This window comes from Gardnerella vaginalis (assembly GCF_001563665.1).
Lineage (GTDB): Bacteria > Actinomycetota > Actinomycetes > Actinomycetales > Bifidobacteriaceae > Bifidobacterium > Bifidobacterium vaginale_A.
On record NZ_KQ961858.1, the window covers coordinates 36406 to 52330 of the forward strand.

Annotated in this window: 10 protein-coding genes; 5 read left to right on the plus strand and 5 right to left on the minus strand. The window is 35.0% G+C overall.

Features of this window, described 5'->3' with window-relative positions; genetic code table 11:
• A partial coding sequence (locus tag HMPREF3230_RS02975; RefSeq protein ID WP_230955903.1) for a glycoside hydrolase family 25 protein occupies nucleotides 1-1588 on the minus strand: 1588 nt, incomplete at its 3' end.
• A gap of 174 nt (nucleotides 1589-1762) precedes the next feature.
• Between HMPREF3230_RS02975 and HMPREF3230_RS02980 the strand changes: the two genes are divergently transcribed.
• Both HMPREF3230_RS02980 and HMPREF3230_RS02985 read left to right on the plus strand, forming a co-directional pair.
• Complete coding sequence (locus HMPREF3230_RS02980; protein WP_075523487.1) at nucleotides 1763-2743, plus strand: glycosyltransferase family 2 protein; 981 nt, start codon at nucleotides 1763-1765, stop codon at nucleotides 2741-2743.
• 15 nt (nucleotides 2744-2758) lie between these two features.
• Complete coding sequence (locus HMPREF3230_RS02985; protein ID WP_075523488.1) at nucleotides 2759-4468, plus strand: glycosyltransferase family 39 protein; 1710 nt, start codon at nucleotides 2759-2761, stop codon at nucleotides 4466-4468.
• Here HMPREF3230_RS02985 and HMPREF3230_RS02990 read toward each other — a convergent pair.
• Nucleotides 4403-5365, minus strand: a complete 963-nt coding sequence (locus HMPREF3230_RS02990; RefSeq protein WP_075523489.1) for a DMT family transporter — start codon at nucleotides 5363-5365, stop codon at nucleotides 4403-4405. The genes HMPREF3230_RS02985 and HMPREF3230_RS02990 overlap by 66 nt on opposite strands.
• A 187-nt stretch (nucleotides 5366-5552) precedes the next feature.
• Nucleotides 5553-7406 carry a phosphotransferase gene (locus HMPREF3230_RS02995; RefSeq protein WP_075523490.1) on the minus strand — a complete coding sequence of 618 codons (1854 nt, stop codon included), beginning with the start codon at nucleotides 7404-7406 and terminating at the stop codon, nucleotides 5553-5555.
• A gap of 276 nt (nucleotides 7407-7682) precedes the next feature.
• Between HMPREF3230_RS02995 and HMPREF3230_RS03000 the strand changes: the two genes are divergently transcribed.
• The gene (locus HMPREF3230_RS03000; RefSeq protein WP_075523491.1) at nucleotides 7683-8822 is read left to right on the plus strand and encodes a LicD family protein; all 1140 of its coding nucleotides are present in this window, start codon (nucleotides 7683-7685) and stop codon (nucleotides 8820-8822) included.
• A gap of 131 nt (nucleotides 8823-8953) precedes the next feature.
• Here the strand turns inward: HMPREF3230_RS03000 and HMPREF3230_RS03005 are convergent, their stop codons facing one another.
• A complete protein-coding gene (locus HMPREF3230_RS03005) occupies nucleotides 8954-11266 on the minus strand; it encodes a glycosyltransferase family 2 protein (protein ID WP_082266258.1) in 2313 nt (770 codons plus the stop codon).
• 174 nt (nucleotides 11267-11440) lie between these two features.
• Between HMPREF3230_RS03005 and HMPREF3230_RS03010 the strand changes: the two genes are divergently transcribed.
• Both HMPREF3230_RS03010 and HMPREF3230_RS03015 read left to right on the plus strand, forming a co-directional pair.
• Nucleotides 11441-12286: an ABC transporter permease gene (locus tag HMPREF3230_RS03010; RefSeq protein WP_196489639.1), complete on the plus strand. Its 846-nt coding sequence runs from the start codon at nucleotides 11441-11443 to the stop codon at nucleotides 12284-12286.
• Nucleotides 12287-12357: 71 nt separating this feature from the next.
• Entirely contained in the window at nucleotides 12358-13632 is a 1275-nt protein-coding gene (locus tag HMPREF3230_RS03015; protein WP_075523514.1) for an ABC transporter ATP-binding protein, read from the plus strand.
• A gap of 116 nt (nucleotides 13633-13748) precedes the next feature.
• Here HMPREF3230_RS03015 and HMPREF3230_RS03020 read toward each other — a convergent pair whose 3' ends face one another.
• On the minus strand, nucleotides 13749-15893 hold the full coding sequence (locus tag HMPREF3230_RS03020; RefSeq protein WP_075523493.1) for a glycosyltransferase: 2145 nt from the start codon (nucleotides 15891-15893) through the stop codon (nucleotides 13749-13751).
• Nucleotides 15894-15925: the final 32 nt, after the last annotated feature.

The window sequence follows — 15925 nt, forward strand, 5'->3', positions numbered from 1 at the left end:
CGCCCATATTCTCTTCTTCAGCAACAGGAGCGCCTAGACGACCGAATCCGCCATGCTTGTAATAACAATCGCGCAATTCATATTGCAAAGTAAATTTCTCACCGTATCTACTCCACTTTTCACGCCTACCGTATCTGCTTACGTTCCAGCCATTGTAATCTTGAGCAGGAGAATCATCAACCCTATCAAAATACGTCAAAGGCCCACTCGTAATAGGACTTCCATCATCCAATCCGAACGCACTCAAATCAGCATTACCTTCTACACCGTCAACGTGGCCATGAGAAGTGTATTGCCATCCTCTAAGTCTTGTAGACATAGAGAATCCAACACGAGAACTATAACTTGCAACCCAACTTGTACGATCATGAATAAACTTAGAATTCAATTCATTAAGCAAATAGTTCCTATACGAGTAAACACCAAGATTATGGTATCCAGCGTCAATCAATTGATTCCACCATGAAGCCACAATATCTTGATACTCTGAAGGAGAAGTTGGACGAGAGTGACCAGACCAAGTCCAATTTTCCAAATCGTAATACACAGGATAAGTCAAATCATCTGGGCTTACACCCAAACTTCTCAATTTCCTTACTAAATCACGGCCTTCATTAGCTCCATCCTGAGCATCTTGTGCATAAGAATAAAGATAAACTCCGAATGGAATACCAAGACGTTTACAAGCGTCAATATTTCGCTGAGCTTCAGGGTCAACACCATTATCCCATCCATAACCTACTCGAATAATAGCTCCATCAACGCCAGAAGTATAAACTTTATCCCAATCGATAGTTTTTTGATGCTTAGAAACATCAATTACAGCTGCAGCATTGCGAGCAAACACAGTTCCATCAGCTTCATTGAAAGTTGCATTACCAGATGAATCCTTATCCCAATAAGCACCTTCAGAGTTACCGTAAATGTCAACATTATAAACATCGCTTATGTAACGAACTATGCCTGAAGGATTTGTATGAGTAGTATTGAAACCATTCTTTAGAACAGCATTACTAGCTAAAGTACTATTCGTATTTCTTCTAGACTTAAGCAAAGGAGAGCGCAACACAGAATTTTTTACAGAATTTTGCGCAAAATCACTTACAGAATCACGCGCAACATTATTGTTTTTAGAATTCTTAGACTTTTCAGACTTCGCAATAGTTTTACGAAGTTCAGAAACTTTCACAGGCTCAAAATGCTCTCCATTGGTTATATTCAACGGATCAGCAGGATGATCTTTAGTACCAATAATGCGCTTGTCTGTTATAGTCTTTCCAGTTGCTAAAGACTTTAATTTCCCATCTTTAGTAAATGCATATTTCGAAGAAATAACTTCAGCGTCTTCTGGAATAGAAGCGCTTATTTTCTTAGGAAGTTCTACATTATTACTTGTAATAGAAGATGAATTATGCTGATTTAAGTTGGATTCTAAACTAGAAATACCATCAGCATTGCCAACGTTATCAACAGATGTAGTATTAGAAATGCTTGAATTTATTGACTTGTTAGCTCCAATCATATTCATGCTAAAAACAGTAGAAATTGAAACTAAACCTACAAGCACACGTATAATAATCTGTTCCACGAGTCCTCCAGACTTATGCTTTACGTGTTTTTACGCTACTACAGTAGCAACAGCACCATAAAATTGGCGCAAAATCAACAGAAATGTTGTTTTTTATTTCTCTACGTGGCTTTAGATTCTTGTACTAGACTATACTGTTTACTTGTAAATACAGTTTCTGGAGATTGCTAGATTATGAATACTTCGTTAAACGGTGCGCGAGAAAGTATGCCAATTTTGTACATTGTTGTACCTTGTTTTAATGAACAAGAAGGTCTTAGTAAAACTGCAGAAGTTCTTAAAAATAAAATCAATAATCTTGTGTCTTGCGAGCTTATTAGTTCCTCAAGTCGCGTGATTTTTGTAGACGATGGTTCTAAAGATTCAACTTGGAATCTAATCGCCTCATTTAATAGCGAAAATCCTTCGCTTTTTGGCGGTGTTAAGTTAGCTCATAATCGTGGTCATCAAAATGCTTTATATGCAGGTCTTATGTATGCGCGCGAGCAGGGTTGTGATGCTGCTATTTCTATGGATTCAGATTTGCAAGATGATGTTAATGCTGTTGACGAAATGGTTAAGAAATTTGTGCAAGAAGGCTGTGAGATTGTTTATGGCGTTCGTTCTTCACGTAAAAAAGATACTTGGTTTAAGAGAAACACAGCTTTAGCTTTTTATAAGGTTTTTGCTTCAATGGGCGCAGAAGTTGTGCCTAATCATGCTGATTATCGTTTGATGAGTGCTGTTGCTTTAGATGCTCTTTCAGAATATAGCGAAGTGAATTTGTTCTTGCGCGGAATAGTTCCTATGATTGGTTTTAAAACTGGGAAAGTTTATTATGAGCGCGGTGAGCGAACTGCTGGAGTTTCGAAGTATCCTTTGAAAAAGATGATTTCTTTTGCTTTAGAAGGTATAACTTCATTCTCTGTTAAGCCTCTTAAGTTAGTAACTTATATGGGTTCTGTTTCTATTCTTATTGGCTTAGCAATGTTTGTTTATGTAATTGTGTCGCTGTTTTCTAATCATATTGCTGTAGGATGGTCATCGTTAATGTGTTCAATATGGTTTATTGGCGGTTTTCTTATGATTTCTATGGGTATTCTTGGAAGTTATATTGGCAAAATTTATTTAGAATCTAAACATCGTCCGCGCTACTATATTGAGCAATCTTTATAAAAGGGGTTTAAAATTATGATTGAGCGTTTGCAACATATGAGCGTTATGCTCGGACGCTTTTTTAGTAATGCTGTTGTGTGGTGTTCTGCAATATTTTTCAGCGCTCTAGCTGTTACAAGCTTAATTCTTTCAGCTCATCTTATTCCAGGGCAGTATGAGTTGGAGTTTTGGTGGTTTCAATCTCCTTTTGTGCTAATTATAAGCGTTTTAATATTTGCTTTAATTTATTACGCTCGCCGCAAAAATATTGTTGATAAGATAAATCTTCGAATTGTTGCAATAGTAGTTTTTGCGTATATGATTATTTCTGGATTTGTTTGGATTCTTATTACTAACGTATGGCCTGAATGGGATTCTGCTTTTTTGTTTACTGCAGCAAAGTATTATTTGGATCCTAATCAAACACCTGTAAATTGTGCTGTTGATACTTCTCAATTGGCTTTTATTATTTGCCCGGGGGGTTATCTAACTAGATTCCCGTTCCAAATGCCTCTTGCTTTTCTTATTAAATTGCTTATTGCAGCTTTTGGTTCTAACGCATATTTTATTTTTGAAGTTTTGAATATTGTGTGCTCTGCTGTTACAGGAGTTCTTATTGCATATTACGCAAATATATTGTTTAAAAATAAGTCTGTAACTTTACTGTCTTTATTGTTGTATGCGCTGTTTTTGCCAATGATTTTTTATACAACATTTGCGTATGGTAACACTCTTTGTTTGCCATTTGTATTTGGAGCACTTATATTACATGCAAAGAATATTCGCACTGGATTATGGTGGCAAGCTATAGCATCTATGCTATGCATGTTTTTTGCAATGCTTTTGAAGTCAACTATGGCTTATTGCCTTCTTGCAATGATAGTTGTTTGGATTATATCCGCTTTGAAATCTAAAAAATTTAAGCATGCTGTTTGCGTGCTGATCGCGCTTGCATGTTTCATGAGCAATAATATTGCTGTTAGTGCTATTTCTGGCTCTTTCAATCAAAACGCTAAAAATGGTCTTCCTTCTACTGTTTGGATTGCAATGGGAACGGATCCTGTAAGAAAGATCGGCCCTAATAATCCTGGTTGGTATAGTGGATATCCTGCTAGTTTTGATGTTAAAACGTATAACAAGGAAAATATTAAGAAGGATTCTACTACGCGATTAGCTAATAATATTAAGCATTTTGTAAATAATCCTTCTGATGCTTTGAGTTTCTTTACTAAAAAACTCGCAAGTGAGTGGTTAGAGCCTACTTATGAATCTTTGCTTGCAAGTAGCTGGAGGTGGAGGGGTACAAGTGGGCAAGCTTTATTGAGTCGCAAGATGAATCGTTATTTGCGTTCTATTTATGAAGGTAAGTTAGGTGTTGTTGTATTTACTTTCTTAGATGCTCTTCAATTTATGCTTGCAGCGTTTGTTGCTGTATTTTTGTGTGTTATGTTGCGTAAGCGTAAGATGCTTTCTAAAAAAGATATTTGTGGACTTGAGTTTGAAAAAGATTCTTCTAATGGTCTTCTTGGAAAGCTTAGTGATATTCCGTGTGAATACTTAACTTCATTCGTTATTGTATGCGGAATGTTAGTTTTGTATCTTATGTGGGAAGCTCAAGCGCAATATATTTTGCCTGCTTATTTGCTTATTATTCCTTATGCTGCTCGTGGATTCGACATGTTATTGTCTTGCTACGAAAATCGTAGTGCACATAATAGTAAAGCAGCATATCCAAGCAATAATTGATGGCATTGTTTGGTAAATTAGCGAAGCTGCGACCATTGCCCATACTGCATATGTGACGTTTGCTGCCATAGCACGAGATGCTCCTACTTGTGCAATTCCGCGATAATAGCTTAAGTATGAGCCTGTTCCTAATAATCCTATTGCGATTATTATAGGTAATGTAGTTAAGTTCAATGATTCGAATATTTTACTTATTTCAATGTGTGATGCAAAGCATAATATTGACGCTATTATTGTGTATGAAATAGCTGATGTTGTTTCTCGAATGTGCAAGATTGTTTCATCGTCTATGCTTTGTTTTCTAGTTGCCCAAGCGCATACAACAGCTTCGCTGCCCCAGCCTATTACGCTTAAAAGTGCTCCAGATAAGCCTAATAATACGTTGAGGATATTTGTAGAACTTACAGTGTTTTGAGCATCGTTACAAGAGTAGTATCCAAGTATTCCTACTGCTATAAGAGCTAAGGAGAAAGCTATATATTTTTTTGCGCTTAATCGTTCTCGTAATACGACTGCTGAAAGAACAGCTCCAAAAGCAGGATATAGTGCGGATATTGCTGCAGCGTATCCTGCGCCTATAGTGTTTGCTGCTAAAACGTATCCGCTCATTCCAAGAGGGCCGCCAAGTAAAGAACTTACGATAATTATTATGAAAATCTTTGGATTTTTTAATATTTCAAAAGTTTTATGCAATTTTTTTCGTGTGCTTATGTAAATCCACATGAAAATTGCGCATATAATATCGTGAAGTAATGCTCCAATAATTCCTGTTAATATCACAAGTGAAATACTATTTTCGTGTGCATTTGATCCTGCGAGCGTGAACAATGTAGTTAAAACAGCCAAAAGTACAGTGTCAATGCCCCATAAAAGTCCGCTGAGAAATGAATATTTCATAAAAACCTACTTGTGCTATTTGAATGTTTTGTTGATTTTGTTGATTTTGTTGATTTTGTTACTTGTTTAGGTTCTATTATTTTATGAGTTTGCTCTGGTTTCTGGTTTTTCTTTTTCTGGTCTTGTTTTCAACTTCTTGACTTATAACCACTCTTTTTATCTAGTTGCAAAGCTTTGATTTTACGCTTTAGTTATTCGTATAAAGTTGCAAAGCTTTAGTGACATATTGTTTTGCGTACTTGTAGTATGTGTACATACAAGTTCCTATATTTTCTCCTTCATCTTCTTTAAGTAACGACCACAAGTGCCAACACCATCCTGCTAATCCTATATAAGCTAGTAAGTGACGTTTTTCTTCCATGCTTGCAGTGTGTGATAAGTATAGTGGAATCGCTTTTTCGATCTCGTTTTCATTAAATGCTTCAGATACGCATAATGTAGCAAAGTCTTGAGCGTAATCAGACATTCCTGCATATTCCCAATCAATTAGATGATAGCGATTCTGCTTGTCTATTAAAATATTTGCCCCTAGTATGTCGTTGTGACAAATACAAATATTCGTATTTTCTTCATTTGTTAGATAATTATGAAGACTTTCTACAATAGTTTTTAAATCGATAATTTCTTGAGGTATCGATGCGTTTCTATCTTTAAGTTCTTTCATGTAACGCTTAGATTCTTCGTAAAAGTCAAATTTACGATTCAATATTTCTCCGCTTTTATGTAAAGCTTGTACTAATTTTAAACATTCTTGTAGTTGATTGTAATCGTGCATATCAGCTGTTTTGCAATCTGGTAAGAATCGTGAAATTTTCCATCCTTCATTTGCGTTTGCGTCAATAAACGTACCGTCTAAGCCGAGTTTTTGGGCTTTCTTCAAAGCTTCTGTTTCTGCTTTTCTGTTAATAAGTATGTCTGTGCCTATTCCAGGATGCCTGTAAACGTATTCATTATTCCCAACTGAAAAATGGCAAGATAAATTAGTAAGACCTTTTTTAAGCGGATAAACATTATGAATATCAGACTTTTTGCAGTTAAGTGTTTTAGTAATATTATCAAAAATTTTACTATCAATATTTTCTAAGAATAGTGGATCGAATTCTCTTAATTCGTCAATAGAATCAAATTCGTGAATGATTGGAGGATTATATTTTCGTATTTGCATGTCTAATTCATCAATATGCTCAATAAAAATATCTTCCCAAAGTTTTCCTGCTGTTTGCACTAAATCGTATTCTTCATTAAGAATTTGCATGAAGCGCTTAGAAAACTCTTTGTCAAAATATACATGACCAATCATGTACCAAGAGTCGCTACCGCCAATAGTAACTTTCGTAATGCGATTGTGCGCTCCATAAGATATGCACCATTCTTTAGTGTGTCCTGTGTGATATTGAGCTGAATAATAAGCTTTCCAAACGTATTGTTCAAATGGGTTTTTGTCAAAATAATTATCTGATGAACAGATATAAGTGTTAGATAATTGATTTGAAACAGCTTTTATAGAGCTGTTGTTGTTACGCGTGCTATATTCGCTGTTAGTTTTAATTTTTACGTTAAAAGAATCTTCTAAGTAGAAAAATTGTTCTTGTTTATATCCAACTACAACTGTTATATTGTTGATTCCTGCTTCATGTAGTTGTTTGATTTGTCTTTCAATAAGTACTTCTCCGCGTACTTTAATAAGACCTTTAGGTTTTTCATAAGATATTGGTGAGAATCTCGATGAAAAACCTGCAGCCATAATAATCGCATTGTGTACTTTATATGGTTCAAGTGATTGCATTCCTTGTTTTGTGATGTGCAATCCGTTTGTTAGTGCAATAAGATTCTTATTCTTTGCACTTTTAATTGCGCTATTTATACTTCCTAGAGATAATTCAGTGTGTTCTGCAAGACTTCTTTGGCTTATAATTTCATTGTTTTGTGTTGTATTTTTTATGCTTAAAAGTGCTGTAAGCAATTTGAATTCATTGTGATTAAGTTGTTTTTCTTGATTTAATTGTTGAGTTTGTTTGGGTTGTTCTTCTTTAATTCGCATAATATCTTCCTCTTTCTAGCAATAAAATAATTATACAATGATTTGTTCAAAATTATCTAGTAAATTTTTTATTTGAACGAGTAGGCTTTTGCGCTCGCATTTGTTTTCGTTTCTTAATATTTACAAACGCATGCATTTTCATATTCGAAAGTCTTAGATCTTCTACGTAATGCTACGTAATATAAATAAGCAAGTGTTAAGATGTGAAAACGTATTATAATTAGCTGATGTATGTCTTATTGCAAATAATGAGAATAAGGTGAAGGGTGTGAACTTATGGTATCTATATTTCGCAAAGCGATGCGTAAAATTATTGACCATTTACCTTCTTCTAAACGTTCAATAAGAGATTTGAGGCAGCAGGTTAATGATTTAAACTTGAGAGTCGAAAACTTGCAATCTTTGCTAGATGGTAAGTTGCAAAACATTCTTGAAAATCAACGCAATATGCGTATTGATACACTCACGAATCGAGAACATGAATCTTTACTTGCTTGGGCAAATTATCGCCGTGAAAATGAAAATGATTTCGATGCTCATAAGCGCTTCTATTATAATCTTCCTCAAGCAACAGGCTCAGTTAGACTTATACAACGCGGATGCGCTACATTGCTTAGTGAATTTGCGCATTTTTCTAAAGAACATAATTTGAAGTATTGGGCTGATTTCGGTACTTTACTAGGAACTATTCGTCATCGTGGATTTATTCCATGGGATGACGATACTGATTTAGGCATGATGAGAAGTGATGTTGACAAGCTCATAGAATTGCTTAAAACAGATAAGGAATTATCTAAACGTTATCGCGCTGTTCTTGTTTTCGATCCTTATGTTCTATGTAGACAGTTGCGATTGCGTTATGCGAATCCTGAAAATCCAAGTTTTATTGATATTTTCTTCTATGATTACATGCCTAAATATGACGAGCATAATAAACAGAGATTCATTGAAATGCGTAAAGCTTTACAAGATGATTTGCGCTCACAGACTTTTTACGCTAAATGGCTTGAACATGGATATTTAGAAGATGGCTGCGAATTTAGTAGTCAAATAGAAGACGTTTTTACTAAATATCAAAATTTAGCTAAAAGTGAAAATATTATTTCGCGAGAAAGCCCTAACGAAGATTGCAACATTATATATGGATTAGATAACGTTGATGCTGACAAAATATACACTGCGCGATATGACGATATATTCCCATTGAAGCAATCAGAATTTGAAAAATCTAGTATTTCGATTCCGTGTAAAGCAGAAAAAATTCTGTTTAGTTATTATGGAGATATTTATCAACTTCCATCAGATATGGTTTCTCATTTGCAACACGTTAGCAGAGAACTACTCGAAAACAAGCGTATTGTTGATGCGATCGAGAAAGATATTGCAGCAAATCCTTATAAAAGTGAAGTAGCTTAAAAATCTTTAAGTTAAGCATCTAGGAATTTTAGTTTTAGGCGTGCGTGAATATAGATGTAGCGCTTGATTTTCACCAAACGCTACATTTACATTTACATTTACATTTACATCTATCTATATGTTAAAAATTATTATTTGTTATCTCGTTTCATAAGGCGCATTTTTTTCTGTAATTTAGCAATAAGAGATGGGAAAGCTATCTTCTTTGCTGTTTTTACGATTTTTTCTCCGACTAAGTAACGTGCAGAAGTGCGTATATCGGAAATTTCATGTTTATAATTTTCGCTTGCGCGTTCAAAGTCAAACATGCGCTCTTTAAGCCATAAAATTCTAGAATCTTTATTCAATCGAATCTTCTGGAATTCGTTATATGCTTCTTCATTGTAGAAATATGTAGGTAAATTGTCTTTTTCGCAATTGCTTACAATATTTGCTACAACCTGTAATTTTTCTTCAATGAACTTTTCCAAAGATTCAGGCGTTTGACGCATATGACAATCGCGTATGAAACTTGTCATCAAAGCGTTTGCATAGCCTTGTTCGTATGTTTTGAGCAAACCTTTACTCTCTAGCCATTTACCTGTTTCAATAACGGAATCAACGTCAAGAGGGAATTCATCTATAGAAATATTTTTTTCAATTGAAAGCCAGAAATTTCGTGGAATTTGTTTATTGTGAAGATTCTCGAAACCTTCTGCTGCTCCTACGCTAAATCTTCCATATGCATTTTCGTATGCTTTAGCTAAATCGCAATACATAATATTTTGTGCGTCTATTGCTGCTCTAGAGCTGAAAGTCATAAGTGTTGAAGGTTCATCGTTTATTCCAGCTTCTATGTGTGCATGCTTCAAAAATTCAGTTCTCCAAATTTTCTGCCAACCGTAGCTGTAGCAACTATTTATAACAAGATCTGCAATGTCTTTAGGATTATAAGGTCCATAAGACGTATCTTTTACAGTGTTTTCATTGTCGATTGGCTTAATGAAGTTTTCTCTAGAAAGCTCAATGTTTTTCTTAGTATCTTGCTTGAATGTGCAATCAATCAAATAATCTGTGTGTAAATTCGTATTATTGAAGAACGCTAAATCTATTGGCTTATTGTTGTCACCCGAGCACTTTTCAATATTCTCTAAAGCTTGATTTAGAACGATTTCATTGATGATATAACTCGATGGCATGAAAATCGTATATTTTCCATTAGCGCGTTCAATTGCTTGCTTAAGAATATCATTTATATTTTCATTATCTTCATGTTGCTGAATAGTGAAACGTTTATTGTTTTCAGTGAATTTTTTAGCAATAGCGATTGTGCTGTCGTTTGAATTATTGTCAACAATAATAAATTCGCAAGGAATATCTTGTATTGATTCGCAAGCTTTTAGTGAGTCAACAATCCAAGAATGAGCATTATGCGTAAATATTATTATAGAAAGTTTAGGTTTATCTTGTGCTTTTTGTTTCTTTACTTCATATGACGATCCTAAGAAATCCATGTAATAATCCATGAATTTTGGCTGTAAACGGAAAGCCATAAGGAATACTTCTTTTGAATCCATAGAGCTAAAAACTTCATGGATTAGATTACGAATTTCAGGATTTTTATCGTCAAAGCCAAATTCTGTAATAAGCGAGTTTACGTAATCAAATTCTCTAGAATAGAATGCTTGTAAAACTCCTCGTGAAAGTTTTTGCGTGTTAAGGAATTCTCGCATGTCCCGCAATCTGTCGAATGGCAGATGGAAATCTTTTAACAAGCTTGAAGCATTAGGATTAGTTTGCCTGTAGTAGTAGTACTTTCCAGGATTCCAACAAATCTTATTTGCTAGAACTAAAGTTTGAGCAAAGAAAGGATTGTCTGTCCAACCTGCTCCAGGAATTGGCTTAAAGCGTATTACTTTGTTGTCTTTATTATCTCCATTAAGAAAGTCTTTTCTATAAATTGCTGACCATATAGAAGGATGATGATAGAAAGGTTCAGCAAATTCATTCAGATTGAAGATTACTCTATTTTTAGGCATGAAATAGCACAAATTAGGCGTTTCTACAGCGTCTTTATATCCATCTTTTCCATCGTAAAAAAGCCAATATCCGCCTTTGATGACGTCAATTTTTTCGTGTGAAAGTTGAGTGTTGCTTAATAATCTTTCATACATGTGTGGGTCAATAAAATCATCAGGCTCAATAATGCTAATCCATTCGCCTTTAGCTTTTTCTAAGCCTCTGTTACAAGTAGCTCCGTATCCTTCATTAGATTTTTCGATTACTACGAATCTGCTATCTTTTTGCGCAAAAGATTTCATTATATCTATAGATCCGTCTTTGCTCCCATCAGAGAACATAAGGCATTCCCAATCAGTGAAAGTTTGATTTTGAATAGACTCTAAGCATTGTTGTAAAAATGCTTCAACGTTATATATAGGAACAATAATTGATACTTTTGGCATACACATGATGTTAGCATATGTGCTTTATGTGTAAATTTGTAAATTTATATTTGAGTATTCACTTACAATGTAGTCGCAAGTATTTGTTTGCATTCTAGTTGCGAGTCTTCATTTACAATTGAGTATTCACTTACATTCTAGTCTCAAGCGTTCAATTACAATCTAGCTGATAATATGAGTATCGTGAAAAATCTAATAGATCATTGTCGTAAAAAATACTCTTACGCTAACATTGTTCTTCGCGGTTTAGTGAAAACTGATTTTAAGTTGCGCTATCAAGGATCTTTCTTAGGTGTAGCTTGGTCTGCTTTGAAACCGTTATTGATGTTTTGTGTAATGTATCTTATTTTTGGCAAGTTTTTGCGTATGACTGATGGCACTCCTACTTATCCGGTTGTGCTTCTTTTAGGTATTAGCGCATGGCAATTTGTTCAAGAATCTACGTCTATTGGATTGCGTTCTTTAGTTGATCGTGGTGACTTACTTCGTAAGATTCATTTTCCTAACTACATTGTAGTGGTTTCTGCAACTGTTGGATCTTTAATAAGTTTCTTAATTAACTTAGTAGTCGTACTTATTTTTGCCATATTTGGCGGTGTTCAATTCACATGGAGAGTAGTGTTATTGCCAATTAGTTTGGTTCAGCTTTATATGATTGCTATTGGCATTGCTCTTTTAATGTCTACTATGTATGTGTATTTCCGTGATGTTATGCATATTTGGGAAGTTGTACAGCAGCTACTGTTTTATGGTATGCCTATTATTTATCCGTTAAGCTATGTGATTAACAAGGGCGGTATTTTTGCTGTTCTTGCAAAGCTTGAATTACTAAATCCTATTGCGCAATGTATTCAAGATATGAGGCATAATCTTCTTGCTCCGCAAACGCAGCCTACTGTGTGGAATGAATTTGGCTTCTCCTGGATTTCTTTGATTCCTATTGTTCTAACAGTGCTTATTTTGTGGCTTGGTATTTATGTCTTTAAGAAAAATAGTCGCGCTTTCGTTGAAGTTATGTGATTTATTTAGTTTTAGAAAGTTTTGGAGAACCGCATATTATGAGTCAGTTGAGTGAAAATAATGAAGTTGTTATGAGTGAAAATAATGAAGTTATCACGAGTAAAAATAATGGTAATTCTGACGATGATATAGTTTTATCCGTTAATCATGTGGGTAAATATTTTAAGCTACCAACTGAGCAGGCGACTGGATTAAAACAAGCTTTTATAAATCTTACTAAAGGCATTAAAGGATATAGGATGCAGCACGTGCTTAAAGATATATCTTTTGATGTTCATCGTGGTGAGTTTTTCGGTATTGTTGGTAGAAATGGTGGCGGAAAATCAACGCTATTGAAAATTATTTCGCAAATTTACTATCCAAATACTGGAAGTGTTGAAGTAAAAGGTAAGCTTGTGCCATTTATTGAGCTTGGTGTTGGTTTTAATCCGGAGCTTACTGGACGCGAAAACGTGTATCTTAATGGAGCTTTATTAGGTTTTACTCGCGCGCAAATCGATGAAATGTATGACGATATCGTTGAATTTGCTGAGCTTGAAGATTTTATGGATCAAAAGCTAAAGAATTATTCTTCGGGCATGCAAGTTCGTTTAGCGTTTTCTGTTGCTATTAAAGCGCAAGGAGATATTCTTGTGCTTGATGAAGTTCTAGCAGTAGGGGATGAAGCATTTCAGCGTAAATGCGATGCGTTCTTTAGTGATATTCGCAAAGATCCTACTAAAACAGTCATTTTAGTTACTCATGATATGAATGCTGTTAAGAGATATTGTACTCGAGCGATGATGATTAGCGATGGTGAAGTTTGCGCAATTGGGAATACTGAAACCGTAGCAGATAAATATACTTTAGCAAATATTGAAGCTGAGAGAAAAAAGCAGGAAAAATATAATGAGAAAGCTGCTCATGGGCAGTATCCGCAAGGTTTGAATGAAAAGTGTCCATTATTAAGAACGTATGCTTTAGAAGACAAGATTTATAGAAGCGATGAGGTTTTCCGCTTTGCAGTTGAATATCAATATGATGAGCCTGGAGATTTTTATTTGGCTATTGCTCTACACGATATTCGCAGAGGTGGAATCACTTATGATACTGGTTCGAAAGTTTTGAAGATGGAAAAGCGTGGGCATCAAATTTTGCATTTTGAGATGCCTTTAAACTTGTTTAACAATGGTGAATTTACGTTATTTACATCCTTAAGAACTCCAAGTAAAACTGATGATTCAAGCACAGATTTACTAGCTGTTGCAGTTGACGCAAACGCTTGCACATTTGTGATTCGAGATAGTCGTAATCGTGATTATGCGCTTTTAAGTGACAGAGCTATGACGATTAAGCAAATTTCGTGAGTGTAATATCGCTTGTTTTTAGCTTTTTCGCGCTAGCGTGGTCTTTTGCTTTTGCAGTGCATAATATGCGAGAATAATATACGATTAAGCTACTCGTTTTTTATAAAAGTAGAGTTTCACTTGTTAGTGTTTCTAAAGATTTTCTCCCATGTATTTACGCTAGCCATATCATAAGAGCGGTACGCTTTAGATAGTTTTTTCCATCGTCTAATCATTTTTAGAGATAAAAATACGTCTTTACGCAACATTTTACGAAATAGCTTGCTATCTCTTTGGAAAAGATTAACTGTATTTCCATCTGGTGATGTAACAATCGCATTATTAACGCCTATGAATGAAGGCCAAGAAACGTCTTGAGCTGGAATTGCTACTTCTGGAATAAAATCTTTACTTTGTTTTTCTTTACTTCGTTTTTCATTAGAGAATAATGCTTGTTTTATCGCTTTAATTTGTAGCTTTCGTAAAGCTTTAGCATTATGTGCAGTGAAAGGTGTTACGTGCTCTCTTAAAACATTATTTCTCAAATTTACATCACTTATTGGCTGAGTGTCTGTAAAGTTTTGTCTTGCTTTTCTTACTTCGTTAAGCTTTGTTGGCATTGTTTCTATTATGTATTGCGGCCCCATGAGAATATCTTGTAATCCCATGTGATGCAAGTGCATAGCTGAATACACGAGTTTCATTCCGCAAGCTAAGTCGCTTCTAAGCATTTCAATCGCAAAACGTAAGCTTGGGCGAGTGCAATGTAAAAGTCCGCAAATCCAACGATTGCGTTGGAAGAAGTATTCTTCCCAAGTTCGCGAAGGATCTTTATCGTGCCAAGCTTGATGCCAAACGGCAACTCCTGGCAAACAAATCGTATGGTATCCGTGTTCAAGTGCTCTAATCGAGTATTCTGTATCGTCAAATTTAATGAAAACTGGAAGTGAAAGTCCGATTTCTTTCATAATTTCAGTCGGAATAAGACTCATCCACCATCCGTTGTAATCAGTGTCAATTCTTTGATGTCTCTCCGGGCAATCTTGCAAAGTGATAGCAGCGAAATCGTGATTGTAATCTAAGTTATGGGATGATTTCATCCACACATTATCTCGCGTAAAACGTTCACCTTGAGTGTAAAGTACAGTTCGATTGTCAAGATGAAGCATTCCTCCGCCAATAATTGCAGGTTTTAGCGTATAGTCTGCAAATTGCAGCGCGCGAAGAATGCATTCAGTTTCACTAATCGCGTCATCATCAAGTAGCATTGTGTAGCTACTTTTTCCAGCTTTAAGTGTTTCAAACATTCCTCGAGAGAATCCGCCTGATCCTCCTAAATTAGCTTGTTGTATGTATGTGAGTTGATCTTTTAGTTCTTCGCGAGTTTTTTCAAAATCAGGTTGATTTTTAACTAAATCAGTGCCTTGATCTGTGCAATAAATTGTGTCAAGACGTTCTCGTAATGCTTTATTTGACGCAATCGCTTTTAATTGATTATGGCAATAAGAAGGGCGATTGAAAGTTGTTATAGCAATAGAGAAAGTGCTGTTTTGCCTGTTTTCGCAGCTTTGTTTGTTTGCGCTGCTTTTATTGTTGCCTTTGTTTCCTTTATTTTGTTTGTTTTCTTTAGGAACGCTCCATGTTGCATTGCTTATATTTAAAGAAGTTGAGTCGCTTGCTTTAGCTTCAAACCAAAAATAGCCTCCATCTGAAACGCCTTGCATAGGTATTTCATAACTAATTTCGGTTTCATTATTAGATTTCAAAGAAAATTCTTTTATAGGATACGTAAGACCTCTGCCTGTAGATTTAATTAAAAGAAGTGAACCTTGACCTTTAACTTTTGCATTAAATTTTACTGTTTTTACATCTGTCCAATGTTGCCAATAACTTGCAGGGAAAGCATTGAAGAAAGTGCATAAAGATACGTGTTTTCCAGCTTTAACACTGAGCGTTTTGTGATCTATAATGTCACAAACATCGTGTGTTTCAACATTAGGTAAATGACTGCTTGTATCTGCTAATAATTTTTTAAGTTCAGATATATTTAATTTAGATAAATTTAGAGATTGCAAATTTATTCTTGGATCAAGCACATTACGTTGTAAATATGAACGATGCCAAGGTATTACGTACAGTGGCATCGTGATTTCTGCGTCTTTTATTGGATAAACTACTCGATTTACTACTTCCCAAAAAGTATTCTCATCTTGCTCATTTTGTTCTTTATTTTCGTATTCTTTTTTATTATCTTTCATATCTGCACGTTCTGCACTAGTCATAGTGACTATTATATATACGCTTAAGCCTATTC

Coding starts and splice junctions, on each gene's coding strand:
- HMPREF3230_RS02985 (WP_075523488.1), top strand. CDS start 2,759: ATGATTGAGCGTTTGCAACATATGAGCGTTATGCTCGGACGCTTTTTT.
- HMPREF3230_RS03020 (WP_075523493.1), bottom strand. CDS start 15,893: ATGACTAGTGCAGAACGTGCAGATATGAAAGATAATAAAAAAGAATAC.
- HMPREF3230_RS03010 (WP_196489639.1), top strand. CDS start 11,441: ATGAGTATCGTGAAAAATCTAATAGATCATTGTCGTAAAAAATACTCT.
- HMPREF3230_RS03005 (WP_082266258.1), bottom strand. CDS start 11,266: ATGCCAAAAGTATCAATTATTGTTCCTATATATAACGTTGAAGCATTT.
- HMPREF3230_RS02990 (WP_075523489.1), bottom strand. CDS start 5,365: ATGAAATATTCATTTCTCAGCGGACTTTTATGGGGCATTGACACTGTA.
- HMPREF3230_RS02980 (WP_075523487.1), top strand. CDS start 1,763: ATGAATACTTCGTTAAACGGTGCGCGAGAAAGTATGCCAATTTTGTAC.
- HMPREF3230_RS03015 (WP_075523514.1), top strand. CDS start 12,358: ATGAGTGAAAATAATGAAGTTATCACGAGTAAAAATAATGGTAATTCT.
- HMPREF3230_RS03000 (WP_075523491.1), top strand. CDS start 7,683: ATGGTATCTATATTTCGCAAAGCGATGCGTAAAATTATTGACCATTTA.
- HMPREF3230_RS02995 (WP_075523490.1), bottom strand. CDS start 7,406: ATGCGAATTAAAGAAGAACAACCCAAACAAACTCAACAATTAAATCAA.